This window comes from Hyalangium ruber, assembly GCF_034259325.1.
Lineage (GTDB): Bacteria > Myxococcota > Myxococcia > Myxococcales > Myxococcaceae > Hyalangium_A > Hyalangium_A rubrum.
The window spans coordinates 49,879-73,007 of the sequence record NZ_JAXIVS010000027.1 but is presented as its reverse complement, the minus strand read 5'-3'; the positions used below and the strand labels follow the sequence as shown (position 1 = coordinate 73,007).

General features: G+C 69.5%; 21 protein-coding genes. 12 read left to right on the top strand and 9 right to left on the bottom strand.

Features of this window, described 5'->3' with window-relative positions; translation table 11 throughout:
• Positions 1-275 precede the first annotated feature (275 nt).
• From SYV04_RS42330 to SYV04_RS42320, 3 genes are all read left to right on the top strand, one after another.
• Positions 276-746, top strand: a complete 471-nt coding sequence (locus SYV04_RS42330; protein WP_321551811.1) for a hypothetical protein — start codon at positions 276-278, stop codon at positions 744-746.
• Between the two features lie 117 nt (positions 747-863).
• On the top strand, positions 864-3,872 hold the full coding sequence (locus SYV04_RS42325) for a hypothetical protein (RefSeq protein WP_321551810.1): 3,009 nt from the start codon (positions 864-866) through the stop codon (positions 3,870-3,872).
• A gap of 14 nt (positions 3,873-3,886) precedes the next feature.
• Positions 3,887-4,480: a hypothetical protein gene (locus SYV04_RS42320; protein ID WP_321551809.1), complete on the top strand. Its 594-nt coding sequence runs from the start codon at positions 3,887-3,889 to the stop codon at positions 4,478-4,480.
• A 31-nt stretch (positions 4,481-4,511) separates the two neighbouring features.
• Here the strand turns inward: SYV04_RS42320 and SYV04_RS42315 are convergent, their stop codons facing one another.
• A complete protein-coding gene (locus SYV04_RS42315; protein WP_321551808.1) occupies positions 4,512-5,264 on the bottom strand; it encodes an anti-sigma factor family protein in 753 nt (250 codons plus the stop codon).
• The gene (locus tag SYV04_RS42310) at positions 5,261-5,917 is read right to left on the bottom strand and encodes an RNA polymerase sigma factor (protein ID WP_321551807.1); all 657 of its coding nucleotides are present in this window, start codon (positions 5,915-5,917) and stop codon (positions 5,261-5,263) included. Before SYV04_RS42310 ends, SYV04_RS42315 begins: the two co-directional genes overlap by 4 nt.
• A gap of 142 nt (positions 5,918-6,059) precedes the next feature.
• Here SYV04_RS42310 and SYV04_RS42305 point away from each other — a divergent pair, with 142 nt between their 5' ends.
• Genes SYV04_RS42305 through SYV04_RS42295 form a run of 3 tightly spaced genes read left to right on the top strand, consistent with a single transcriptional unit; the run spans position 6,060 to position 9,198 of the window.
• Positions 6,060-7,340 carry a hypothetical protein gene (locus SYV04_RS42305; protein WP_321551806.1) on the top strand — a complete coding sequence of 427 codons (1,281 nt, stop codon included), beginning with the start codon at positions 6,060-6,062 and terminating at the stop codon, positions 7,338-7,340.
• Positions 7,337-8,089: a hypothetical protein gene (locus SYV04_RS42300; protein ID WP_321551805.1), complete on the top strand. Its 753-nt coding sequence runs from the start codon at positions 7,337-7,339 to the stop codon at positions 8,087-8,089. The genes SYV04_RS42305 and SYV04_RS42300 overlap by 4 nt, the downstream gene beginning before the upstream one ends.
• Positions 8,086-9,198 carry an Ig domain-containing protein gene (locus tag SYV04_RS42295; RefSeq protein WP_321551804.1) on the top strand — a complete coding sequence of 371 codons (1,113 nt, stop codon included), beginning with the start codon at positions 8,086-8,088 and terminating at the stop codon, positions 9,196-9,198. Before SYV04_RS42300 ends, SYV04_RS42295 begins: the two co-directional genes overlap by 4 nt.
• A gap of 6 nt (positions 9,199-9,204) precedes the next feature.
• Here the strand turns inward: SYV04_RS42295 and SYV04_RS42290 are convergent, their stop codons facing one another.
• Both SYV04_RS42290 and SYV04_RS42285 read right to left on the bottom strand, forming a co-directional pair.
• On the bottom strand, positions 9,205-9,621 hold the full coding sequence (locus tag SYV04_RS42290) for a response regulator (protein WP_321551803.1): 417 nt from the start codon (positions 9,619-9,621) through the stop codon (positions 9,205-9,207).
• A gap of 47 nt (positions 9,622-9,668) precedes the next feature.
• Entirely contained in the window at positions 9,669-11,030 is a 1,362-nt protein-coding gene (locus SYV04_RS42285) for a DNA recombination protein RmuC (protein WP_321551802.1), read from the bottom strand.
• Between the two features lie 185 nt (positions 11,031-11,215).
• On the opposite strand from SYV04_RS42285, the gene SYV04_RS42280 reads away from it, so the two are divergent.
• Positions 11,216-12,595 (top strand): DEAD/DEAH box helicase family protein, encoded by a 1,380-nt coding sequence (locus SYV04_RS42280; protein WP_321551801.1) that lies wholly within the window; start codon positions 11,216-11,218, stop codon positions 12,593-12,595.
• Positions 12,589-13,803, top strand: coding sequence for a DUF790 family protein (locus tag SYV04_RS42275; protein ID WP_321551800.1), 1,215 nt, complete (start codon positions 12,589-12,591; stop codon positions 13,801-13,803). The genes SYV04_RS42280 and SYV04_RS42275 overlap by 7 nt, the downstream gene beginning before the upstream one ends.
• Positions 13,804-13,821: 18 nt before the next feature.
• Here the strand turns inward: SYV04_RS42275 and SYV04_RS42270 are convergent, their stop codons facing one another.
• On the bottom strand, positions 13,822-14,202 hold the full coding sequence (locus tag SYV04_RS42270; protein WP_321551799.1) for a helix-turn-helix transcriptional regulator: 381 nt from the start codon (positions 14,200-14,202) through the stop codon (positions 13,822-13,824).
• 130 nt (positions 14,203-14,332) lie between these two features.
• Between SYV04_RS42270 and SYV04_RS42265 the strand changes: the two genes are divergently transcribed.
• Positions 14,333-14,731, top strand: a complete 399-nt coding sequence (locus SYV04_RS42265; protein WP_321551798.1) for a response regulator — start codon at positions 14,333-14,335, stop codon at positions 14,729-14,731.
• Here the strand turns inward: SYV04_RS42265 and SYV04_RS42260 are convergent.
• Genes SYV04_RS42260 through SYV04_RS42245 form a run of 4 tightly spaced genes read right to left on the bottom strand, consistent with a single transcriptional unit; the run spans position 14,718 to position 18,558 of the window.
• Positions 14,718-15,296 (bottom strand): ThiF family adenylyltransferase, encoded by a 579-nt coding sequence (locus SYV04_RS42260; protein ID WP_321551797.1) that lies wholly within the window; start codon positions 15,294-15,296, stop codon positions 14,718-14,720. The genes SYV04_RS42265 and SYV04_RS42260 overlap by 14 nt on opposite strands.
• A 24-nt stretch (positions 15,297-15,320) precedes the next feature.
• A complete protein-coding gene (locus tag SYV04_RS42255) occupies positions 15,321-15,713 on the bottom strand; it encodes a hypothetical protein (RefSeq protein ID WP_321551796.1) in 393 nt (130 codons plus the stop codon).
• A 10-nt stretch (positions 15,714-15,723) separates the two neighbouring features.
• Complete coding sequence (locus tag SYV04_RS42250) at positions 15,724-16,740, bottom strand: hypothetical protein (protein WP_321551795.1); 1,017 nt, start codon at positions 16,738-16,740, stop codon at positions 15,724-15,726.
• Between the two features lie 15 nt (positions 16,741-16,755).
• The gene (locus tag SYV04_RS42245) at positions 16,756-18,558 is read right to left on the bottom strand and encodes a vWA domain-containing protein (protein WP_321551794.1); all 1,803 of its coding nucleotides are present in this window, start codon (positions 18,556-18,558) and stop codon (positions 16,756-16,758) included.
• Between the two features lie 518 nt (positions 18,559-19,076).
• Here SYV04_RS42245 and SYV04_RS42240 point away from each other — a divergent pair.
• Genes SYV04_RS42240 through SYV04_RS42230 form a run of 3 tightly spaced genes read left to right on the top strand, consistent with a single transcriptional unit; the run spans position 19,077 to position 23,126 of the window.
• On the top strand, positions 19,077-21,005 hold the full coding sequence (locus SYV04_RS42240) for a hypothetical protein (protein ID WP_321551793.1): 1,929 nt from the start codon (positions 19,077-19,079) through the stop codon (positions 21,003-21,005).
• A 16-nt stretch (positions 21,006-21,021) separates the two neighbouring features.
• Positions 21,022-21,246, top strand: coding sequence for a hypothetical protein (locus SYV04_RS42235; protein WP_321551792.1), 225 nt, complete (start codon positions 21,022-21,024; stop codon positions 21,244-21,246).
• A gap of 20 nt (positions 21,247-21,266) precedes the next feature.
• Positions 21,267-23,126: a phage tail protein gene (locus SYV04_RS42230; RefSeq protein ID WP_321551791.1), complete on the top strand. Its 1,860-nt coding sequence runs from the start codon at positions 21,267-21,269 to the stop codon at positions 23,124-23,126.
• Positions 23,127-23,129: the final 3 nt, after the last annotated feature.

Sequence of the window (23,129 nt, the reverse complement as noted above, 5' to 3'; positions counted from 1 at the left end):
TGCTGCTCCCCCCCACCGACCCGCCCGTCCTGCCCCGCCTCACCGCCCAACCCCGTACCGCCCGAACCGCCCGTCCTGCCCACGCTCTTGTCCTTAGCATCCCGCGTGCCGACGCCCTCGGACCCCATGCCCTCCTGTGATTTCAATAAGTTGAGCGACCCCACCCTCCAGTACAGGGCCCAGCTCCCCCCGGGCCCCTGAAAAAACTACGGCCCCCGTCCCGGAAGCCCGGGAAACAGGTGGGTTCGGCCTCCAGGCGCGCTAGAACGCGCACCATGTCCAGCCTCCCCCCCTGCGGGCTGTACCGCACCCGGCGGGCACTTGGTGACACCATCGCCGAGGGCCGCCTCGTCTACTTCCACAACCATGGGGACCCTGGCCCGGGCCTCTACCTGCCGAGCGGCTGGAGCGTGAACCGCGCCCGCTGGCACTCGCGCGGCACGACGCTGCCGGACGCCCAGTGGGCCGAGCACCTCGAGCCCCTGCCCGCCGAGGGCCTGTACCGGGTACGCGAGGGCTTCGTCTGTTGCGAGAAGCGCTGCCGCACCTTCGAGGAGGAGGCCCTGGTGCAGCTGGGCTACAACGGCACCGCCGAGCCCATCCTCTTCGCCCCCGAGTGGACGGCCACCGGGCTGAACTTCCCCACCGTCGGCACCGTGGTGGACCGGGAGCGGCTGGACAAGCTCGTGCCGCTCAAGGTGACGGAGGCCGAGGAGGAGTCCTCGGACGCCGCGATGATGCATTGAAGTGAAGCGCTGCAGGGAGGCGCTGCATCGAAGCGCCGCCGTGAAGTCCCGCCCGCGCCCGTGTTTGATGACCATCTCGACAGATGGGAGGTCTGTCGGGAGCAGAGGAGGATCCCCTTGCGCCTGCCCTTCGTCGCAGCCCTGCTCGTCCTCGCCGCGTGCTCGCGCACGACCGAGGGCACCTCGCCGCTGTTGGTCGGCTCCATCAACCCGCGCCAACGCAATGTCGCCCCCGCGCGCGTGTGCAACGCCCAGGGAGGTGAGCAGGGCTGGCGCGTCGAGCTGCTCGGAGAGCGCTTCACGCCCATTCCCCAGGACGTGCTCACGGGCGAGCCGACGGTGGGCCTGCCTCAGGTGACGCTCAAGGGCCCGGTCACCTTCACGCTCGATCGCGCCGACGTGTTCTACCGGGACTCCACCCTGCTGCAGGTGGACATCCCCACGAGCGACTCCACGCCGCCGGAGGCGCTGCCTCCGGGCAACTACGCGGTGGAGGTGAAGAACCCCGGAGGAGGCGCCTCCGAGGTGGCCGATCTCCTCATCGTCGTCCCACCGCCCACGGTGACGCGCGTGACAGCGCCACAGGGTTTCTCCTTCAGCGGCCCCAGCCAGCTCATCGTCGAGGGCACGGGGTTCCGGCCGGACGCCTTGCCCGCCATGAAGCTGCTGCGCGAGGACGGCTTCGAGGTGGAGATCTTCGCGTTGTCGGTGAACTCCTCCACGCGCATCACCACGGAGCTCCCCGCGGGCACGCCCGAGGGCACCTACGCCTTCGTCCTGGAGAACCCCGAGGGCTGCGCGGTCACCCAGCTCAACGCCGTCACCGTCGCCTATGCCCGGCTGGGGGCGCTGACGATCGAGCCGCGCTTCGGGTGGCAGCGGCGCAACCAGCCCATCACCCTCTACAACACGCCCACGGGCTCGCAGCGTCCCTTCGGGGAGGGTGCGCCCGAGGTATGGCTGGTGGCCCCGCTGAAGGCGGACCCCACCCAGACGGTGACCATTCCACTCCAGCGCGTGGCCTCCGTCTCCCCGAGCATCCTCAACGCGGTGGTGCCCACCTGCTCGGGGAACGCGGCGCTGCCGCTGACGGATGACGCGTGTCCCAACGGCATCCTCGCGGGGGGCCCGTACGCCCTCCGGGTGGCGGACACGAGCGGAGCGCTGGGCGAAGTGCCTGCCGCCAACGGCTTCTCCGTGCTGGAGAACGAGCCGCCGGTCATCGAGGCGCTCTCCCCGTCGGCCATCGACACGACGGGCCTGGACGCCAGCAAGCCGCTGGTGGTGACTGGCAGGAACTTCGGCGCGGGCGCGAAGGTGCAGCTCCTGAAGCAGCTGGGCACCGGAAACATCCTGGCGTGCGACCTGCCAGCCACGGGCACCGCGAGCGCCACGAGCCTGAGCGCGCTCGTGCCTCGGACCATCGCGGCCGCTCAGTGCGCCGAGTCCACGCCCACCGGCGACTCGGTGCAGGCCTCGGAGGGCCTGCAGCTCGACCCGGGCCTCTTCGTGGTGCGCGTGCAGAACACGGCGGATCCGGCGTACGCGAACTACTCGGGACTGATCGTCACCAACCCCGCCGCCAACCCGGTGCATGGGCCCGCCACGAACACCCAACTGGCCACGGCGCGCGCGGACTTCCCGCTCGTACTGGCCACGGATGACCTGGGCCAGCCCTTCCTCTATGCGCTCGGCGGCACGGACGGCACGAACACCCTGGCCTCCGTGGAGGTGGCTCCGGTGACGCTCTTCGGCGACGTGGGCGGCGCCTGCACCGGCACTCCCTGCACGTTCCGCACGTTGGAGCGCACCCCGCTGGGCGTGGGCACACAGGGCGACACCCCGGAGCCGCGCCGAGGCCTCACGGCCATCGTCCGCACCGTGCCGGGCGATACCTCGTACCTCTTCGTCCTGGGCGGCGTGCGCGGCTCGGACGGCAACGCCGTGAACACGGTGGAGCGCGCGCAGGTGCTGAAGGTGGCCGACGCCCCGGCCCTCGCTCCTCCCGAGCGCGGCACGAAGGAGGGCACGGCGCTGCCCACGGGCACGTTCTACTACCGGGTGTCCGCGGTCCTGGATGGCAACGACCCGGAGAACCCGAACGGCGAGACGCTGCCCTCGGACGAGTACCCGGTGAAGACCAACGAGGGCCTGAACACGGTCACCCTTACGTGGCGGTGCGTCCCCGGCGCGGCGAAGTACCGCATCTATCGCACCGCCACCGCCAACGAGTCCTCGGGCGCCGAGCGGCAACTGGACGAAGTTGCCGCTCCCGCGACTCCGGCCTGCACGGGCACGGAGCTGCCCCAGGTGAGCTATGAGGATGCGGGTGCAAAGACGCCGACCGAGGATGCCCCACGGCCCCTGCCACCGGGAGCCCTCGGGCGGTGGGTGTCCCTGGGCACCGGGCTGACGGTGGCTCGCGGCAACGCCGCCGCGCGCCTGGTGGGTGACACCGTGTACGTGTCCGGAGGCTGCGCGACGGCCGGTGGAAGCTGTCCCTCGGCCGCCGCTGCCCTGGCGAGCATCGAGCGCGCCACCTTCACACCCAACAGCATGCAGTTGGGGAACTTCGCGGAGGCGGGAGCGCACACGCGGGCTCGCCAGCGGCACTCCCTGGCGGTCGCCAATGCCGCCACCGCTCCACGCTCCTTCACCACGCCCACGGACATCCGCCAGGACGTGTGGCTGCTCGCGGTAGGCGGTGATCAGGGTGGGGCGCCCCTCACGGGCACCGGCATCATCGAGGTGGCGAAGGTTCGCGAGGACGACGCCGAGGTCGCCACGCCCACCTTCAGCGCCGCCACCTACAACACCCAGGGCACGCACGGCGGGTGGACGGAGGTCATCGCCGACTATCTCTTCCAGGCGGGCAGTACGGGAGGAACCGGCTTCAAGTTCGGCTCCGCCTTCGTCTGTCGAGGCACGGGCAACACGCCGGGCCAGTGTGATGCGCCCTCTCAGTTCGACGGCACGTTGGACAACGCCCTGTCGGGCTACCAGCAGGGCGGCCCGCGCTACCTGGCCGGCACCACGCTGTTCCGCGCCTTCATCTACGCCGCGGGCGGATTCCCGAACGACGCCGGCGGGACGCCCACCGCCACCCTTGAGCGCATCATCTACTAGGGAGCTCCCTCGCCATGACCGCTCTTCCTGTCCTCGCGCTCCTCGTCCTCACACAGGCGCCGGCCCCGGCCTCCGAAGGCGACAGCATCCTGCTGGCCCCCAAGGTCGGCTTCTTCAAGAGCACCACGCCGCTCGGAGGCGCCCCCTTCTTCGCTCTCGAAGCGGGCTACATCACCCCGTTGCTCGATCGACGCCTGGCCTTGGTGGCGGAGGTGAACTTCCACCAGCCCAAGGCTTCGGGGACGGTCAATGATCCGCAGCTCACGCGCGGAGAGCAGGAGTACCGGCTCACCGAGCGGGAGATCGCCTTCCTCCTGTCGGCGGTGTACCGCTTCGAGGGAGCGCTGGGCGCCATCACCCCGTACGCGGGCGCGGGCCCGGGCCTCTACCTGCACCAGGCCACCGCGCAGGGCTTTGGCGCCACCACCGTGGAGAAGGAAGGCACCCTGGGCTTCCAGCTCCTCGGAGGCGCTGAGCTGCCCCTGGGCCCGGGAGGACTCTTCCTCGAAGCCCACTACCACTTCACCCGGGTGGGGATGCTCACCACGGGCAGCGTGAACCTCGGCGGATTCCTCGCGGCGGGCCTCGGCTACCGGCTCCACCTCTAGAGAGCGCCTCCCCGCATATATAAGGAGGGGCTCACTGCGCCGGCGTGAGCGTCACCTGCGTCTCATTGAGGAGCTGGCCCTTCTCGTCCTCGAAGCGCGCCCGCACCTGCATCGGCGAGGACAGCCAGCCACCCTGCACTGGCGTGCTGTAGGAGAGAGGCACATCCGTCCCCGGCGTCACCGGCGCCGGCGCACCCTCGCGCGGGAAGAACTGGAGCACCTCGCCCCCGGGCGACTTCGCCGCCACCGACAGCCGCGCCCCCTCCGGCGCCGTGTAGCTGAACTGCACCGTGGCGCCCTCGGGGCACGCCAACGTCCCGCCCGGCCGCGCCTCGCCCTTCACCTGGCCATCCTGCGCCACACAGAAGGCGCGCACGCCAAACGCCTCCCCCTTCGCGCCACCGCTGCGCGCCTGCCACCCATCTCCCCCCTGCTCCCCCTGCCCGCTCACCCGCGGCAGCACCACCAGCATCGCCACCGCCGCCATCGCCGCCGCCGGCAGCGCTACCTTCCACCACTGCCAAAAGGAGCGCGGCTCTGGCGCCGCGGCACGGTCCGCGGCCTTCACTCGCGCCATCAACTGCGCCTCGAGCAGCGCCTGGCGCTCCTGGGGCAGCACCCGCTTCTCCAGCGAGGACTCCACCCGCGAGAGCCGCTCATAGGCCTGGCCGCACTCGGCGCACGCGCCGGCATGCGCGCGAAGCTGGGCATGGCCCTCCGCGTTCAGCTCCCCCACGAACAGCGCCTTGAGCGCCGCCTTCGCCTCCGTGTTCGCGCACGTCATGCCTCACCCCTCCCCTTGAGGAAACCCCAGCCCTTCGCCTGGATGCCTTGCAGGTACCCGCGCGCCTGCAGGAACTCGAGCAGCCGCTGCTTGATGCCCTTCTCCCGCCGCCGCACCTGGATGCGCGTGAGGCCCACCCGCTCGGCGGCGCTCTCCTGCGCCAACCCTTCCGTGAAGCGCAGCTCGAACAGCTCGCGCTCCTCCGCCGACAGCCCTCCCTTGAAGTCCTGCAGCAGCTCCTCCACCTCCCGGTCCTCCAACAGCTGCTGCATGTCCTCCGACGAGCCCGTGCCTCCCAGCTCCCAGTCCAGCGTGGCGTTCTCGTCCCCCGGCTCCAGCCCCGCCACCACCTCGCGCGAACGCGACTGCTCCAGCACCACGTTGCGGGCAATGCCCATCAAAAACTGCGCATATGGGCGCACACCGTCGTACGCCAACCGGGTGCGGGGTTCGAAGGCTCGGGCGAAGGTCTCCAGCACCGTGTTCTCCACTTCGAGCGCACCCCGGAGGTGCGCGAAAGCCCGCCCACGAAACGCCGCCGCGCGGAGCGTCCGAGCCAGCCGCTCCGCGTGTGCGCGATACACCTCTCCCAACACCTCCGGAGCGCCCTCCCGGAAGCGCAGCAGTCGTTGCTGATCCCACTCCCACTCCATTCACGCCACATACCAGCGGCGCGGAGCCGCCGTCACTCCTGTCCTTGTCACGAGCCGGGTGGGGTGGATCGCCTCCCTGCGAACATGGCACGCTGAGGTCGATTTTTTATCCCGTGTGAACGCCGCGTCCGTATTGCTCGCCATGACCTCACCCCCCACATTCCGCCGCTCCCTCTGGCTGCGCTTGCTGCTGCTGGGACTCGCCACGGCCGGGCCAGCGTGGGCAGGGGAGCCCGAGCGGGTCTCCTACGCGCTCATCATCGCCAACAACGCCAGCCTGAACCCGAAGATGGCGGCGCTGCGCTACGCGGATGACGACGGGGCGCGCTACTACGAGCTGTTCGCGCCCCAGACGAAGGAGGCGGTGCTGCTGAGCGTGCTGGACGCGGAGACGCAGTCGCGCCACCCCGGGCTGGCCGCGCGCACCCGTCCCCCGACCCGCGCCGTGTTGAAGGAGTCCCTGGCGCGGCTCAACGCCCGGATGTCGGAGGACCGGGCGGCTGGGCGAGCGCCCGTGCTCTACTTCGTCTTCACCGGCCACGGGCAGCGCGGGGCCGCGGGCGAAGGCACGGTGACCCTGCTGGATGGGCTGTTCAGCCGAACGGACCTCTATAAGGAGGTCATCACCCCCAGCCCGGCGAGCTTCCTGCACCTCATCGTGGATGCGTGCGACTCGTACTTCTTCGTGAACGCGCGCGGCGGGCTGCCGGTGGGGCCTGCGCAGACGGCGGCGGTGACGCAGCACCTGGCCTCGCGGGAGCTGGACCGCTACCCGAACGTGGGAGTGGTGTTGTCCACCTCCACGGCACAGGAGAGCCACGAGTGGAGCGCCATCTCCGCGGGCGTCTTCAGCCACCAGGTGCGCTCGGCGCTGGCGGGCGCGGCGGACGTGAACGCGGACGGGCGCGTGGAGTACTCGGAGCTGACGGCCTTCATCGCCGCCGCGAGCCAGGGCGTGGAGGACGTGCGCGGCAAGCTGGACATCTTCGCCCGCCCGCCGCCGCAGGACCGCAGCGCGACGCTGAGTGACTTGAGCCGCGGGGGCACGGCGCTGGGGTACCTGCTGGTGCCGGAGGGCTTCGGCGGGCGCATGTGGGTGGAGGACACGCGCGGGGTGCGCGTGGCCGAGTTCCACAAGGAGCGCGAGCGCACGCTGGCGCTGGCCCTGCCCGCCGGGCGCGACTTCTACCTGCGCACGCCGGGCCGGGAGGCGCGCCTCACGGTGCCGAAGGCGGGCGCGGTGGTGGACGCGGGAGGGCTGACCTGGAACGCGCAGGCGGTGGCCAGCCGCGGCCCGGTGGAGGACGCGTTCCGGGAGAAGCTCTTCGGAGTGCCCTTCGGCCCGCGCTTCTACAGCGGCTACGTGGCGAGCCTCGGCGAGGCGCCCGTAGCGATGGATGACGGTCCCGACCTGTCCCCGTGACGCTCCTGCCCCTCGCGCTGTTGCTGAGCCTCGGCGCCGTCCCACGGGGAGCTGCCTGTGTGGGCGAGCGCGTGACGCTGCTGCCCTTCGACACGGTGGCCGTGGGGCGCTCCGAGGCGCGGAGGGTGGAGGAGGCGGTGCGGCGGGCCCTGACGCGGACCGAGGACATGTGCCTGGAGCCGCGGCGGGAGACGGTAGCGCGGCTGGGCGTGCTGGGCGGGAGACTGGAGCCGTGCTCGAACGACTCCTGCCGGGCGGCGCAGACGAAGGCTCTCGGCGCGGAGTGGCTGATCCGAGGCCGGGTGCTGGGGCTGGGCGGAGAGCGCACGGTGGTGCTCCTGATGCAGGGGCAGGATGGGCGCGAGGTGCGGAGTACCTTCGCGGTGCCGGGCCTGGACGCCGGCGCCGAGGACGCCGCGACGCGGGTCTTCGCGCCCTTGTGGGATGCGAGACAACCCCGGCGAGCGGAGGCGCGAAAGACGCTGCGGCCCTGGCCCCAGGTGCTCATGGGGGCGGGAGTCGCAGCGCTCGCGGCGGGCGTGGGCTTCGGGCTGGCGGCGCGCTCCACGGAGCGGCACCTCTCGGAGGGCGCGGGCGGCTGCGAGGGTGAGGGCGAGGCCTTCCGGCGCTGCTTCGCGGAGGGGCTGCGGCGAGGAGAGCGCCAGAGCCTGCTGGCCAACTCCCTGCTGGGAACGGGGGCGGTGCTGGGCGCGGGCGGGGCCATCCTCTTCGTCTGGGAGCTGCCATGAGCGCGCGCGCCAGGGTGCTGGGCCTCCTCCTCCTGGGGGTGCTGAGCTGGGCGGCCTGCCGCTTCGAGCCGGACCTCACCCGCTTCGAGGCCTGCGCCGACGATGGCAGCTGCGCCACGGGCTACACCTGCCTGTCGGAGATGCGGCGCTGCCTGCCGGACTGCGGCGCCCAGGGCCCCTGCTGGACGGATATTCCTCCCGAGGTGCCGCCCGACGCCGGGGAGGACGGTGGCGAGAGCCTGGACGCGGGCCCCGACGCGGGGCCGGACGCGGGGCCCCCGGACGCCGGGCCCGATGCGGGTCCAGATGCGGGTGAACCGCTCGTGCTGCTGACCGAGACCCTCCCCCCGGCCGAGGAGACCGTGCCCTACGCGCAGGAACTGCGGGCGCGCGGCGGAACGCCTCCCTATCTCTTCCGTGCCACGCAGGCGCTCCCGGCGGGCCTCTCCCTCAGCGGCGGTGTCCTCCAGGGCACGCCCCCCGGAGTCGGGCTGTTCTCCGTCGCCGTGGAGGTGGAGGACCAGGCCACGCCGCCCGCGCGGCAGAGCAGAACCTTGGAGCTGAAGGTACGGCCCCTGCTGCGCGTCGCCGGGCCGAGGGCGCTCGTGGATGCGTACATCAACGCGGCCTACACGGAGCAGCTCTCCGCCACGGGAGGCACCCCACCGTACCGCTTCGAGATTGAATCTGGCCGGTTGCCGACAGGCCTGTCGCTCGACATGGACGGGGGCGTGCGCGGCTCCACCTCGGAGAGTGGAGACCGAAACTTCCGAGTGAAGGTCACCGACTCGGATTCGGTTCCCCAGAGCACGAGCCGGGACCTGGTGCTCTCCGCCACCTCGACGCCGCTGCTCATGCGGATCGCCACGAAGGCGCCGCCGGATGCGCGCGTGGGAACGCGGTACCACTACGCCATGAAGGTCTCGGGAGGCGCCGCGGCCACGTGGCAGCTCACCGCGGGCACTACGCCCGAGGGCATTGGCTTCGAAGCGTCGACGGGAGTGCTGGTGGGGACCCCGACCACGCCGGGAGTCTCGAGCTTCACGATCAGGGCGACGGACGGTCTGCTGGGGACCGACGAGCGCACCTTCACGCTCACGGTCTACTGAGGGGCCTCAGGCCTGGCCCACCGGAGACCGGAAGATGCGCATGAAGTGCTGAGCGAGCACCAGGTCCAGAGCTTCCTTCAGCGTGCTGAGCATCTGGTGCAGCCCCTCGGCGGACTCGGCGCGAAGGGACCGCACGTCATGCACCCGCTCGTGGGAGCCGTCGAAGACGCGCAGGCTGCCGGGCACGAGGGCGATGACGGGCTGGGTCGGATGGCGCTTACGCAGCAGGGCGAGGAAGAGCGGGTGGTCCTCATCGGGCCGGCGAAGATCGACCACGACGACGGCGGGGGGCGTGAGGGCAATGGACGAGAGCGCCGCATCCGCGTCCTTGGCGGTGGAGACGGACACCTCGGGCTCCGCGAGGAAGCGCTGGAGCAGCGCCCGGGAGGCGGGGTGTGGGCTGACGACGAGGACGCGGCGCATGACAGTGGCAGGTAATCTAGACCTTCCAGCGCGAGAAAGCCCGCGGCTCAGCTCTCGGGCAGCCCTGGCTGCTCGGCGAGGAGAGGGTCCAGCTCTGGAGCCCGCAGGGGGCGGACGGCCATGTCCAGGGTGGGCAGGCCGGGAATGTCCTCGCCAGCAGCCGCGCCCATCTCCTTGAAGCGCCGAGCGCCGGGCAGCACCCTCACCTCCAGGGAGCCCACGGTGGTGTTGTAGGCATCCACGGCGCGGTCCAGATTCCTGCCCAGGTCCGCGAAGTGGCGGGCGAGCGTGCGAATGCGGTCGTACAGCGCGCGGCCCAGCTCGCGAATCTCCTGGGCATTGCGCGCGACGTTCTCCTGGCGCCACCCATAGGCCACGGCACGCAGCAAGGCGATGAGGGTGGTGGGGGTAGCGAGGATGACCTGCCGGTCCACACCAGCCTCGATGAGAGCGGGGTCCTGCTCCAGCGCGGCGCTGAAGAACGTCTCTCCGGGTAGGAACATCACCACGAACTCGGGGGCGGAGGGGAACTGCTCCCAGTAGGCCTTGTCGCCCAGGGCCTTGAGGTGGGCGCGCGTCTGGGCGGCATGCTCCCGGAGCTTGGCGAGCCGCGTGGCGTCGTCGCGCGCCTCCAGGGCCTCGAGGTACGCCTGAAGGGGCGCCTTGGAGTCCACCACCACGCTCTTGTTTCCGGGCAGGCGCACCACCATGTCGGGCCGCAGGCGCCCACGCTCGCTGGTGACGGTCTCCTGCTGGACGAAGTCGCAGCACTCCACCATGCCGGCCATCTCGACGACGCGTCGGAGCTGAATCTCTCCCCAGCGCCCGCGCACGGTGGGAGCGCGCAGGGCGCCCACGAGGCTGGCGGTCTCCGCGCGCAGGGACTCCTGGGTGGAGGCGAGCGACTGGAGCTGCTGCGCGAGGCTGCCATAGGCCTGGGCGCGGGCCTGCTCGAGCTGCCCGACCTGAACGTCCACCTTCTCCAGCGACTCGCGCAGGGGCCGCACCAGGTCGGCGATGGACTTCTCACGCTGGGTCAGGTCGGCGCGGGCGCCCTCCTGGAAACGGGAGAGCTGAAGCTGAGCCAGCTCCAGGAAGGCCTGGCTGTTCATCCGCAGCGCATCCGAGGACAGGGCCTTGAAGGACTGGGCCAGCTCATCCCGAGCGTCGGTGAGCAGCTCCAGCTTCTCCTCCATGGCGCGGCGCTCCTCGGCGGAGGCGGCGAGCTGTGAGGACAGCCGCACCTCCAGCCCGGTGCATGCCTCCTGGAGCTGACGGGTACGCGAGCGCTCGACGTCCAACGCACGGCGCAGCTCCTGAACCTCCACCTCCCGACCCCGGAGACGCTCGGCGAGGGTGGCACGCTCGGCCTCCCCTTCCATCCGGACCAGGCGGGTCGCATGGTTCAACCGTCCCTGGAGGAGCAACCAGGTGAGACCGGCTCCGAGCAGGCTTCCGGCGGTCAGTAGAGCGAGGGAGAGGGCAAGGGCCATAGGGTCCAGGGCCGTTAGCACACCGGTCTGACATGCCCTGCGTCCACCCCATTGAGAGGTGGCGCCGAGGCGGGGAACGGGCTACTCACCAGGTCCTACGGATGGCGACGGAGCTCCACTTCGACTGCGGCACCCTGGTCGCGCCGACACTTCCGGATGATGCGCGGCTGCGAGCGCTTTTCCAGAAAGACGGCCGGACGGGAGTGTATCGCGCCGCGGCATGGCGCTACCGGGAGGCGGTGCTTCGGCTGAGGGAGCTGGGCGAGCCCTACGAGGACCGGGCGAAGCGCTTCGAGCCGTTGGAGGTAGGGCTCACGGTGCCCATCGAGCCGTTTCCGCACCAGCGCGAGGCGCTGGAAGCCTGGAAGCAGGCCGGGAGCCGGGGGTTGGTGGAGCTGCCCACGGGGGCGGGGAAGACGCTGCTGGCGGTGCTGGCGATCGCGCAGGTGAAGCGGCCGACGCTGGTGGTGGTGCCGACGCTGGACCTGATGGCGCAGTGGCAGACGGTGCTGTCGAAGCACCTGGGGATGGCGGTGGGGTTGCTGGGAGGCGGGGTGAACGACCGACAGCCCATGACGGTGACGACGTACGACTCGGCGGCGATGCAGACGGAGTTCCACGGCAACCGGTTCGGGCTGCTCATCTGCGACGAGTGCCACCACCTGCCGGCGCCCAGCTACCGGTTCATCGCGGAGGGCTCGCTGGCGCCGTACCGACTGGGGCTGTCGGCGACGCTGGAGCGCACGGACGGCGGGGAGCGCATCGCCGAGGAACTGCTGGGGCCACGAGTATATCGAGCGGAGATCCGCGAGCTGCAGGGGCGCTACCTGGCGCCCTACGAAGTCAAACGCATCGAGGTGCCGCTGCCGCCCGAGGAGAAGACGCGGTACGACGAGGCGCGAGCCCGCTACCTGGGCTTCGTGCGCAAGAACGGCATCGCGTTGGCGTCACCGGAGGGCTGGGCGCGCTTCCTGGCACAGAGCCAGCGCAGCGACGAGGGGCGCGCGGCGTATCGGGCCTACCGCGAGCAGAAGCGCATCGCGCTGACGTCGACAGCGAAGCTGGACGTGCTGTGGCACATCCTCCTGGAGCACCGGAACGACCGGGTGCTGGTCTTCACGGACGACAACGAGACGGTCTACACGCTGGCGCGGAGGCTGCTGCTACCGGTCATCACGCACCACACGCCGGTGCCCGAGCGAAAGGTGCTGCTGGCGGCGTTCGCCAGCGGAGAGCTGCCGGTGCTGCTCACCTCACGAGTGCTCAACGAGGGGGTGGACGTTCCGGACGCGCGCGTGGGAGTGGTCCTCAGCGGGAGCGGCAGCGTGCGCGAGCACGTGCAGCGACTGGGGCGCATCCTCCGCCAGCGCCCGGGCAAGCGCGCGCTGCTGTACGAGGTGTGCTCGGCACAGACAGCGGAGAGCGGCATCAGCGAGCGCCGGCGGCAGCACCAGGCCTACCAGGAGGAGGAGCCGTGCTGACACGCGACCTCCTGCTCTTCCGAGTCCGCGAAGGGCGCCTGCGTCCCTCCTTCATCAAGCGGGACGACCCGGAGCTGCTGGCGCTGGCCACGGAGCTGATCGCGGAGGTGGAGGGAGGCAAGGGCGAGCGGCGCGATGACCTGGAGGAGACGCTCTCACTGCGAGCCGGAGCCTTCTCCCGTCCGAAGATCGCACGAGGGCTGGTGAAGCTGCTGCTGGACCGGGCCCTGTTCGACGAAGCCGCCGAGGGCGTAGCGGAGACGCGCTGGGAACGCTTCCAGACCGCCGCCAGAGTCCTGCGCGCGCTCCCCCCGGACGCCACGATGGAGGCCTACGAAGCGAAGCTCGCGGAGTCCCTCCCCGCGTCCCTGCCCGAGGTGCGCGAGGCGCTCTACGTGGACCTCCCGGGCAATCGCCGCCTCCTGGGCTGGGAAGCGCTCACGGCCCCCGAGCTATTGGACCGCTACAACCTGGCGCTCGCACAAGGGCCGCTGATGGGAGCGAGGCGCCTCACGCTCCGCGCCCGAGCCCCGGAGCTGCTGCGGGTGCGCAAGCTGCTGCGCTGGCTGAAATTCTGCCGGCTGGTGGCGGAGGTGCGGCGTGACGGAGAGGACTGGACGTTGGAAGTCGAGGGCCCGGGAGCGTTGCTCGCCCTGCAAAAGAAGTACGGCCTCCAGCTCGCCAGCTTCCTCTCGGTGGTGCCGGTGCTGGAGCGCTGGGAGCTGGTGGCCGAGGTGGAGGCGAGCGCGCGAAAGCGAGCGGCGCTGATGCTGGACCACCGCGACCCGCTGGTGTCTCCCCTGCCCGCGGCGCTGGGGCACATTCCGGCCGAGGTGGCCACGCTGGCCGAGGGCTTCAAGGACGCGGAGTGGGAGCTGGACCTCACGCCGCTGCCGCGCCACATGGGAGCGGCGGGGCTGTGCGTACCGGACCTCACCTTCCGTCAGCGGAAGACAGGGCGCGAGGTCGCGCTGGAACTCTTCCACGCCTGGCACGCGGGGCCGCTGGCGCGGCGGCTCACGGAGCTGCGCTCGAGACCCGACAACGGCCTGCTGCTCGGGGTGGACCGAGCGCTGGCGAAGGGCGAGGAGCGGGAAGCGCTGGAGGCGCACCCACAGGTCGTGCTCTTCAACGGCTTCCCGTCCGCGAAACGGCTACGCGAGCGCCTGGCGAGGCTCGTGGAGGAGCCAGCGCCAGCGGACGCGTGAGCCGAGACCTGGGGGGTCTCAGCCGCCGTTGCCGCCGCGACTGGTGCGGAAGTTGGCGGCGAGGACGCTGAGCAGCCGGATGGAGCTGCGGTCGAGCTGACGTGCGCGACGCATGAGGCGGCGCAGCTCAGCGGGCTCGCCGTAGTCGGAAGGAGGCTCGGCGACCCACTTCACCTCCTGGGCGGGCTTGAGGCCGAGCGCCTCATCCGCGGAGATCGAGAGGACGACGCAGAGGCGGCGGAAGGTCTGGATGCTGGGCAGCATGTGGCCGCGCTCGAGGCGACCGTAGACTTCGCTCGCGATGCCAATCCGCTCGGCGACGTCGGCCTGCGTGAGGTTGAGGCGCTGTCGGGCGAGGCGTGCCGCGCCACCGAGTCTGGATGCGAGGGTCTTTTCCATGTCCGATTCGTGAACCCACCGGGTTTTCCTATGTCGATATGACTTGCAAGGTTGGCTTCCAAGAACTCGGCAGGTAGGCTTGGTTTTGAAGAACCCGGTGAGTCACATGACCGATGGAGGTGTTTTCGGTATGGCTTGGACAGGTACTCCCTCGTTTCTCTTCGTGGATCAGGACCCGATGTGGTTGGCGGCGATGCGTCGGGCGAGTAGGGACCTGCCAGGTCCCAAGCACTTCGCGCGGAGCGCGGAGGAGGCACAGGGCCTCATCGAGGCCCAGGTGCCTTCGGTCATCGTCAGCGGCTACGGCCTGCCGGAGGAGGACGGGCTGAGCCTGCTGGAGCGGGTGCTCAAGCAGCACCCGAAGGTGGCATGCGTTCTCCACACGGCGCGACCGCCAAAGCTGTTGCGGAGCGCGAGGGGCATCGCGCTGGTGGAGAAGTCCTCGGCGCCCACGGCGCTGGAGGCAGTGCTCCGAGCGCTCTGGGTGGCCCTCACGGGCCGGCTCCCCTCTTCCGTCACCCCGCGGTAGGCGTCACGGCGTTGAGGCTCACCATGGCATCGCGCCGGACACCGGCCTTGAGGAAGTCCTGGATGCCACGGGCCAGCGTCGTCGCGAGCAGGCCAATGAGGGGCAGGTGCTCGCCCCCCTCGCAGGTGGCCTGCCCGGGTTGGTCCTCGGCATCCGGAACGAAGCGCTCATCCCAGCGAACGATGCCGAAGGTGCCATCTCCAGAGACGGCGGCATGGACCAGCGGCTTGCCGGCCTTGCGGGCGAACGCGGAGAGGAGCTCGCGGCTGGCCTTGTTGTCGAAGCAGTCCACCAGCAGGTCGGCGGTGCCGCAGAGCGCCTCGACGTTCTCGGTGCCGAGGCGAACCCCAAAAGCCTCGGCCTTCACGCCGAAGAAGTTCTGGAACTGGAGCTTGAGGGCCTCGGCCTTGTTCCGACCGATGGACTGCTTCACGTAGGCCTGGGCGAGCACGTTCTTGGACTCGACGCGGTCGAAGTCCACGAAGCAGAGGGTAGCGTCCAGATTGCGACAGAAGAGGGCGGCGGTGGAGCCCAGGGCGCCGACGCCACAGAACACGATGCGCACAGGAGTACCTCCCGCCAACCCGGTCTACCCAGGCGGCACCTCGGGGAGACTGACAGATCCGCCATCTCCGGTCATGCCGGAGGCGAGCCGGAGCAGGCCCGTCCACCAGGGCTCCTCGGGAGGGCGAAGCTCCTGGCCATCCCGGTCGCGAACGAGCATCCCGTCGGGCGCGACAACGGAGAAGCGCGGTCGGGACCCCAGGGCGGCGATGAGTGCCTCCATGGTGGTCTCGTCCTCATGGGAGAAGGCCAGCGGCCCGATGGGATGGCTGTGGGAGATCTCCGAGAGCTGCGCCCGATGGCGCCAGATGGCCTCCCACCGCGCGCGCGAGTCCGGAAGGGAGATAGGGCTCGAGGACGCGTCGCTCCAGAGCAGCCGCCCTTCGCCATCGATGAGGAAGCACACTTCGCGTTGCATGGGGAGCGCCTCACGCATGCCGGAGGATGACGAGGCTGTCGGTATCGATCGCCTCCTTGATGACCGACGGCAGGCTCTCCAGCGTGACGAGATTGTCACTGGGCGGGTGCCCCAGGCAGATGCCGGAGTCCACCACCTGGAGGGTGTCCCTATTCACCACGGAGATGAAGCGTTCATCCATGAAGGTGAAGATGACCTCCAGGTTGCCGTTGCCGAGCACGCGGACGCTGCGCATCCGGGCACCCGCAGCCTCTAGAGCCAGCTCGGCCCGAGCCATCGCATCCTCCTCCCCTCGCCGGTGCCGCCCTCCCCGTTCCTGACGCCTTGCCTGGACACGCGCCTGCACCGCGACTTCCTGCGCCAGGGCTGCGTGCTGAGCCAGAGCGGCAACCTGCCGGCGCCGGTTCAGCTCCTCCATCTCGCGAGCAGCCAGAATCCGCTCGGCGGCCAGGGCACGAAGGGCGCGCTCCGCCTCGACGCGCCCCTGCTCGGCGACGTTGCCCAGGTGCGGCCGCAGCTCCCGAGGCGCGGCGGGAATCCCCAACCTTCGCGACGCGGCCTCCAGCACCGCATAAGCGAACGCCGAGCGCAGCGTGGCGGGAACCCCCTTCACCTGAGCGAGCGACGCATCCTCTTCGAGCGCACGCCGAGCGGCCTCCTCGGCCTCGCTCTCGAAGTCGAGCATCTCGAACACCAGCTCTCCCGAGTGCCAGCGCCGGGCGCGCGCGGGCGTGAGCCGGGGCGGTTCCTCCTCCGGGAGGAAGTGGAGCCGCTCGGCGATGGAGCCCTCGCGCACCAACCGCTCGCCGACGAGATGTCCGCGCACGGTGGGCAGGGCCTCCAGCCCCTCGGGCTCCGAGGGCCCGAGCGCCGTGGCCTCGCGTCCCTTCACTCGGAACCGATACCAGCCGGGAGCCTCGGGCTCGGTGGCAAGCCGGAGGCGCCGGTCCGCGGCGTAGAGGAAGGCACCGCCGAAATACGGCAGCACCCGCTCCTCCTCCTTGCCCAGGAACTTCCGGTAGTCCACGCCCGCCTCCTGCGCCTATGCGGTCGCGCTCTTGGCCACGGCGCCCGTGGGGGTGAGCTTGAGCAAGGGCGTCCGCATCACCTTCTCCACCCACCCAGACTGGGCCGCGCCCGCGGTGGCCACGGGCGCATCCACCAGGGCCTTGAGCACGCGCGTCACCTGGTAGGGGTCATTGAAGGAGTCCACGGATACTTCGCTGAAGGGAACCTTGAGCTGCTGAGCGGCGGTCTTCACGGTGCTGCCCCGCGCGTACGAGACGGAGACGAGCATCGCCATCGCCGATACCGCGTAGTGGCACTCGCGGAAGGTGCGGGCGAGCTGGTCACCGGCCTCGCCGGCCTCGTCGCCCACGACGATGACCACCAGCCGAGCCTCCTGAGGGAAGGCAACGCCGGACCGATGCAGCGCACGCACGGCCGCTCCATGCGTGGTGCCGCCGCTGGCCTTGATGTCCTTGAGCATGTGCTGCACGGCGGTGCGCGAGGCCGCCTTGGGCTTGAGCACCGTGCCCACCGTATCGAAGGTGGCGATGTGGAGCTTCTCGAGCGGGAAGCCCGCGAGGATGCGCGTGAGCGCCTCCTTGGACTGCTCGATGGCGCCCTCCATGGAGCCGGACTTGTCGATGAGGAACATGACGCGCACGTCCGCCTCGGTCGTCGCCTCGGCCACGGCCTTGCGCGCGGCGTTGTCAGCCGCCTCCTCCAGCTTCTCGCGCAGCTCCTTGTTGCGGACGTTCTTCGCCACATTCAGGGCCCGCTGGTCGGTCGACTCGACCACGGCCTTCTCCCAGCGCGCGCGGATGGTGGGCTCGGCCATCAGCCCCAGCTCCTCCAGCGTGGGCGTCATCAGCCGCAGGTCCCGGTCCGACAGCGAGGGCAGCAGCGTCACCATGATGGCGGGGGTGAGCCCCACATCCTTGGGCAGCCGACCCACCACCTCCTTGTAGCCGAGCTTCTGCGTCTCGATGGCCTCGCAAATCTCCGCTTCGGAGAGACCATCGAAGCGCTCGCGCTTCTCCAGCTTCAGCCCGGTGAGCCCGACCTTGCGGTGACCGCCACCCGCCTGCTTCTGCTTCCAGCCGAGGATCTCGAAAAACGCCTGCGACTCGGGCTTGTAGCCAGCCTTGCGAGCGATCTTCTTGATGGTCTCCTTGAAGCCCGCCTTCACCAGGCCCTCGAGCATGGCCGGGTTCTTCTCGCGGAACGCCAGCCACTTGGTGGCCGCGCGCTTCCAGCGTCCGAGCGGCGGCTTCTTCGAGCCAGGGTCGGCGAAGCCCGCCTTGCGGTTGAGGGCGGCGATCTCGGGCGTCTCCAGCAGCTCGGCCACCCGCAGCACGGCCTTGGGGGTGAGCATGCGCGTGGACTTCTTCTCGTAGTGCAGCAGCATCGCCTCGCCGATGGCGCGGAAGTCGTCATCGAGGAAGGCCACAGCGCCGTCCTCCTCGCGCACGGGCTGGCCGGAGCGGCTCTGCACCAGCATCAGCGCGGCGCACGACACCTTCAGGTCCCGCCACTCGGTCTGGGTGAGGGCATACGAGGCGAAGTGCCCCATCAGGTCCTGGTTGAGCTGGTAGATCTCCAGCAGACGCCGGTAGAGGTTCACGGCGGCCGGGACGAAGAGACCGGGGGGAATGCGCACGGCGTTGGCGGACACCGCCGCGGTACGACCACGGGGCGCGGGCTGCCAGACGTTGCGAACGTTGAGGCCGGGGCGGTTGTGCCACAGGTGCGCCGAGGAGCTCAGGACGAGATCGAGCAACTTCTCGGCGGGGCCCAGCTGGGCCTCGGGGAGTAGCGGCGGATTGCGCGGGGCGGTCATGGGAGTCCCTCCAGCGGGAAGTCTCCCCGAAACACGGCCCAGCGCGCGACCCTTTCCGCTGCTACGGGGACAGAAGAAGGCTGCGCCCGAGTGAAGAAGCCCTTTTTTTAGTCTCGCGCTCTACCACTGAGCTACCTCCCGATATGGTCGGGAGGGCCGGATTCGAACCGACGACCTCAAGATCCCTTGGGCTTGTATGGCCTCTTCGGCCGGACGCGAATTCGTCAGAAGAAAAGTTTGAAACGCCCGAGTGGGGAAGCCATGGTTTGATCGAGTCGAAGTCGATTGCCTTTACCATTAGGCTATTCCGCCGTAAGTGGCGGAAGTTGGATTCGAACCAACATTGGGCTTGTAAGGCCTCTCCGGCCGGGCGCTTCAAGAGCATTCGCGAGGTCTCGGGCTTGCGCCGTCGTCAACCTCGCCTACGCTTCCAGGGACGCGGCTTGCGGGCAGTGCCTGACACGGCATTTTCCCGGCGATTTTCCTGAGCCGTGGGCCCTTCCGGGCGCGGAGTCGGGATGTCCTTCGAGGAAAGGCTGAAGCTGGAGCTCTCGCTCACCGCCGGTGGGCAGTCCTTCGCCATTCCCGGGGGGCAGCTCAAGCACTTCTCGGCGCGGCTCTCCAGCCATGGCTTCACCGCCTCGGTGACCTTCTGGACCGCCCTGGAGAAGGCCGACGCGGCCCTGCTGCTCGCCTTCAAGGAACCAGGCTTGCTGAAGGTCCGGCTGGCCATCTCTGGCTTGTACGACCTCCCAGACTCGCCGCCAGACCCGCTGGTCCTCCAGGGGTTGGCACGAACCCGCGCGCTGGGAGGCCTCGGGCATGGCTCCCTCGACGGCGAAGCCCGCGACTTCCGCCGCTACACCATCGACTTCGCCGACGCGGCCCAGGTGCTCTGGCGCCAGCACCGCCCCATCGAGCTGCACACCGACAAGAAGATGTCGGACCTGCTGGACGCGCACAAGACGGACGCCATCACCCTCGACTACGACTGGGACGTCCTCGACGCGGAGCAACCCCTGCTCTGTCTCGGCATCGGCGAGGACGAGCGGCCAGCCAGCTTCTACGACTTCATCCACTGGTACGTCGACTCGCGCGACGGGGTGTGGACCTACGACAACCAGCAGGATCAGTACACCCTCTCGAAGAGCAAGCCCTCGGGAGGCCAGGCCTCGAAGCTCCGCCGACAGCACGTCGAGCGCACGGAGCTCGTGCTGCCACCCGTCATCCGCCACAGCGCCCGTGTCCTCAACTCCTTCTCCGAGGGAGCCACCAGCACGGACCTGGAGCAGGAGCAGGCGACAACCGGTATCCGCCGCGACTATCTCCTGCGCACCCCCATCGCCTCCGAGGCCGAGCAGCGACAGTCGCTGGAGAAAGGTCGTCTGGGGGTTCGGCAACGACAGGTACGGCTGACCTTCCGGCAGTTCCCGACCATCGCCATCCATCCCGGTGCCCTGGTCCGCCTCGAGGGCGGGCTCTGGTCATCGGGACTGAAGGGCTCCGGTGAAGACCTCCGGGTGGTGGAGCTGGTGCTCCAGGGAAGCGCGCTGGAGCCGGGCCCTCATTCAGGCCCCCAGGACCTCAACGCGGGCTATCAAGTCGAGCTGAACGCGCGGCTCGAACAGAAGTCAGATCCCGTCGCCGAGCTTCCCACCTACCGCCCTCCCCGATATCCCATCTACGTCGAGGGAAAGATCCACAGCCCCGGGGGCGGGGAAACGGACCGCATCTACCTGCTCGTCGAGGACAAGAAGACCTCTGTCACGACCTATCGGGTGACGGTGCCGCTGTGGAACAAAACGGTGAGCGTCCCAGCCGAGCCCATCCACACCGCTGGGGAGTTCTACTTCCCGCCCTACAAGAACGAGCGGGTGCTGCTGGCACTCCGCTTCGACCGCGCGGAGATTCAGCGCTTCCTCGACTGGGGAGAGGGGGTCCGCTCACCGCAGGACGGCCAGGGAGACCAGCTCCTGCTGGGCAAGAACAGCACGAGCCAGACGTCGCTCACCCACGACTACCAGGACAACAAGCCGGTGTGGCGCATGCACCGGGCGTCGGACAAGGACACCGAGACCATCCGCATGGCGGAGGGAGTGCTCCTGCTCCAGACGAAGGAGGAGCAGGGCGGCGCGAGCACGACGCCGACCTATGACGTCACGCCTCAGGTGGAGACCGCCAAGGGAGACCTCTCCGCGGGCGTCAGCGGCGCGATAGGTGATGCCACCGCCGCGTACCAGTCGTCCATGGCGGCCGTGAACGAGAAGATCGCGACCGCGACCGCGGAGACTTCGGCCGCGCTCGAAGCAGCGGAAGCAGAGGTCTCATCCCAGGTGGCCGCTGCCCGGTCCGAACTCCAGGGCGCACTCAGTGGTTTGGCAGGTCGTACCAACGCGCTCGGCACAGCGGCCGCGGACGCCAAGGCAGCGCTCAACGGCCTGAGATGAGGCACGGAGGACGGAGATGGAAAAGCTGAGTGCTCAGGTGGCGGGCATCCGAAGCGAGCTGGAGGCGTTTGGCGCGGAAGTGGGCACGAGCATTGAATCCGCCAGGTCGGAGATCGAAGCCCTCGCCAGTGGCGTCGAAGAGGCCATCGCCAGCATCCGCCCTGACGTGGCCTCCTCGATCAGTGCGCTCTCCACACGTATCGAGGATCTAGAAGCGGAGCTGGCGTCGCTGAAGCCCTGAAGGCTTCAGGAGGAGATGGGATGAAGGAGCTGTGGGCACGATTCGACGATCTGGCAGCGGAGGTCTCCGGGCTCCGTGAAGAGCTGGAGTCCTCCGCCGAGCGTGTCCGTGGCGACGTCGAAGCGCTGACCTCCGAAGTGTCCACCCGCTGCGACACGCTCGAAGGAAATGCCCAGTCCGCGGAGGCGTCCTCCCAGGGAGAGGTCGAAGCCCTGCGGCAGGAGGTTGAGCAACGTTGTAATGCGCTCGCCCCAAGCGTGGACGCTGCGTCGATCGAGCAGACCCGGTCACAGCTCACACAGGAGCTCCTAGGCGTCTCCTCACAGCTGACGACAGCTCTCGAGACCCTGCTTGGCCAGGTCTCCACGACCCGGCAGACGGCGAACGCGCAGACCTCTCAGCTGGCCGAGACGCTCGATGCGACCGTCGCCGGCCCCTCCAGCAGCTTGGAGACGCTCAGCGCCGAGATCGACACGGCAGGCACCTCGACGAAAGACGAGACACGAAGACAGGTGGACCTGCTCCTCTCCCAAATCGAGCCGATTCGCGCCCAGGTCGACAATGCCGGGCAGACCGCCACGGGCATCATCGAAACCCTGGAGGCCACCGTAGGGAGCGCCCTGGCGCTGGGCCGCGAGCAAGCGGGCGGAGCGCTCGACACGCTCAACGAGACCATCACGACCCAGGTGAACACCCTGAGCGGGCAAGTCCAGGCCGTGGAGCAGCTCATCGAGCAGGTCAAGCAGCAGATCGACACCCTCATCACCCAGGTGGGGAGCGCCATCGACAGCCTGGTCAAGGGAGCACTGACCGCCGTCGCGTCCATCCAGTCCACTGTTCAGCAGACGCTCACCGCCACCTTCACCACGCTGGATACCTTCCTTGAGCAGATCGCCGCTTTGAAGAAGCAGATCATGCCGCTCCTCGAGGCGCTGCCGGAGCGACTCGAACAGCTCCAGACGCTCTTCCAGAGTGTCATCGGTTCCCTCAAGGCGCTCCTGGAGCGCGCCACCACCCTGCTCGAGGCAATCCCCGCCTCCAGCCTGCCCAAGCCGCTGGTGAACCCAGCGGTCCAGGCCATCACCCAGGTCGTGACCCAGATCACCACCCAGCTCGACACCCTCGCCGGCCAGATCGCTCAGCAGATGCAGTCGATCCAGCAGCAGCTCATGACACAGGTGGAGACCGTCCAGTCCCAGGCCCAGCAGCAGATCGAGACGCTCACCCAACAAGTGGGCCAGCAAATCGGCGCCCTCAAGGACTCGGTCCTCCAGGCCATCACACAGGCCTCGACGCAGATCGATCAGGCAGTCACGACCGTGGTCCAGCAGATTGGCACCGCTCGCGACGGAGGGGTGCAGCAAGTCAACGGCATGAAGCAGCAGGTCGAGCAGCGTGTCGAGGCACTGAAGACCCAGGTCCAGACGCAGCTCACGACACTCAAGGAGAGCATCGCCAGCGGTACCCAGGCCGCCACCGACCAGATGTCCGGGGTGAGAACCACCGCCGAGGATCAGATTTCCTCCTCCCGAGAGCAGGTGAACACCGGGCTCCAGACGACTGGCAGCACGGTCGACTCGGCGCTCGAGACGGTGAAACAGGCCAGAGCCCAGCTCGAGGAGACAATCACCGCCCAGGTGGATCAGGTGCTCACCACCTTCCGCGAGCGCTCCTCCTCACTCAAGGAAGGCGCGCTGTCCCAACTCGATGCGCTCTCCAGCGGCATCGCCCCTGTCCAGGCGCAGCTCCTCGCCCCACTCGATGCCCTCGATGCCCAGCTCCAAGGAGGCACACTGTTCAAGCAGCCGGTGGAAGCGGCCCGGGCCCGAGTGGCCGCGGCACTCGCTGCGCTCGAGGCCCAGGCGGACTCCGCGAGCTGAGGC

Bases quoted from the DNA above. Each gene is read 5' to 3' on its own strand.
- SYV04_RS42235 (WP_321551792.1), top strand. From the start codon at position 21,022: ATGGAAAAGCTGAGTGCTCAGGTGGCGGGCATCCGAAGCGAGCTGGAG.
- SYV04_RS42245 (WP_321551794.1), bottom strand. From the start codon at position 18,558: ATGACCGCCCCGCGCAATCCGCCGCTACTCCCCGAGGCCCAGCTGGGC.
- SYV04_RS42230 (WP_321551791.1), top strand. From the start codon at position 21,267: ATGAAGGAGCTGTGGGCACGATTCGACGATCTGGCAGCGGAGGTCTCC.
- SYV04_RS42240 (WP_321551793.1), top strand. From the start codon at position 19,077: ATGTCCTTCGAGGAAAGGCTGAAGCTGGAGCTCTCGCTCACCGCCGGT.
- SYV04_RS42305 (WP_321551806.1), top strand. From the start codon at position 6,060: ATGACCTCACCCCCCACATTCCGCCGCTCCCTCTGGCTGCGCTTGCTG.
- SYV04_RS42310 (WP_321551807.1), bottom strand. From the start codon at position 5,917: ATGGAGTGGGAGTGGGATCAGCAACGACTGCTGCGCTTCCGGGAGGGC.
- SYV04_RS42255 (WP_321551796.1), bottom strand. From the start codon at position 15,713: ATGCAACGCGAAGTGTGCTTCCTCATCGATGGCGAAGGGCGGCTGCTC.
- SYV04_RS42290 (WP_321551803.1), bottom strand. From the start codon at position 9,621: ATGCGCCGCGTCCTCGTCGTCAGCCCACACCCCGCCTCCCGGGCGCTG.
- SYV04_RS42265 (WP_321551798.1), top strand. From the start codon at position 14,333: ATGGCTTGGACAGGTACTCCCTCGTTTCTCTTCGTGGATCAGGACCCG.
- SYV04_RS42320 (WP_321551809.1), top strand. From the start codon at position 3,887: ATGACCGCTCTTCCTGTCCTCGCGCTCCTCGTCCTCACACAGGCGCCG.
- SYV04_RS42295 (WP_321551804.1), top strand. From the start codon at position 8,086: ATGAGCGCGCGCGCCAGGGTGCTGGGCCTCCTCCTCCTGGGGGTGCTG.
- SYV04_RS42330 (WP_321551811.1), top strand. From the start codon at position 276: ATGTCCAGCCTCCCCCCCTGCGGGCTGTACCGCACCCGGCGGGCACTT.
- SYV04_RS42315 (WP_321551808.1), bottom strand. From the start codon at position 5,264: ATGACGTGCGCGAACACGGAGGCGAAGGCGGCGCTCAAGGCGCTGTTC.
- SYV04_RS42270 (WP_321551799.1), bottom strand. From the start codon at position 14,202: ATGGAAAAGACCCTCGCATCCAGACTCGGTGGCGCGGCACGCCTCGCC.
- SYV04_RS42280 (WP_321551801.1), top strand. From the start codon at position 11,216: ATGGCGACGGAGCTCCACTTCGACTGCGGCACCCTGGTCGCGCCGACA.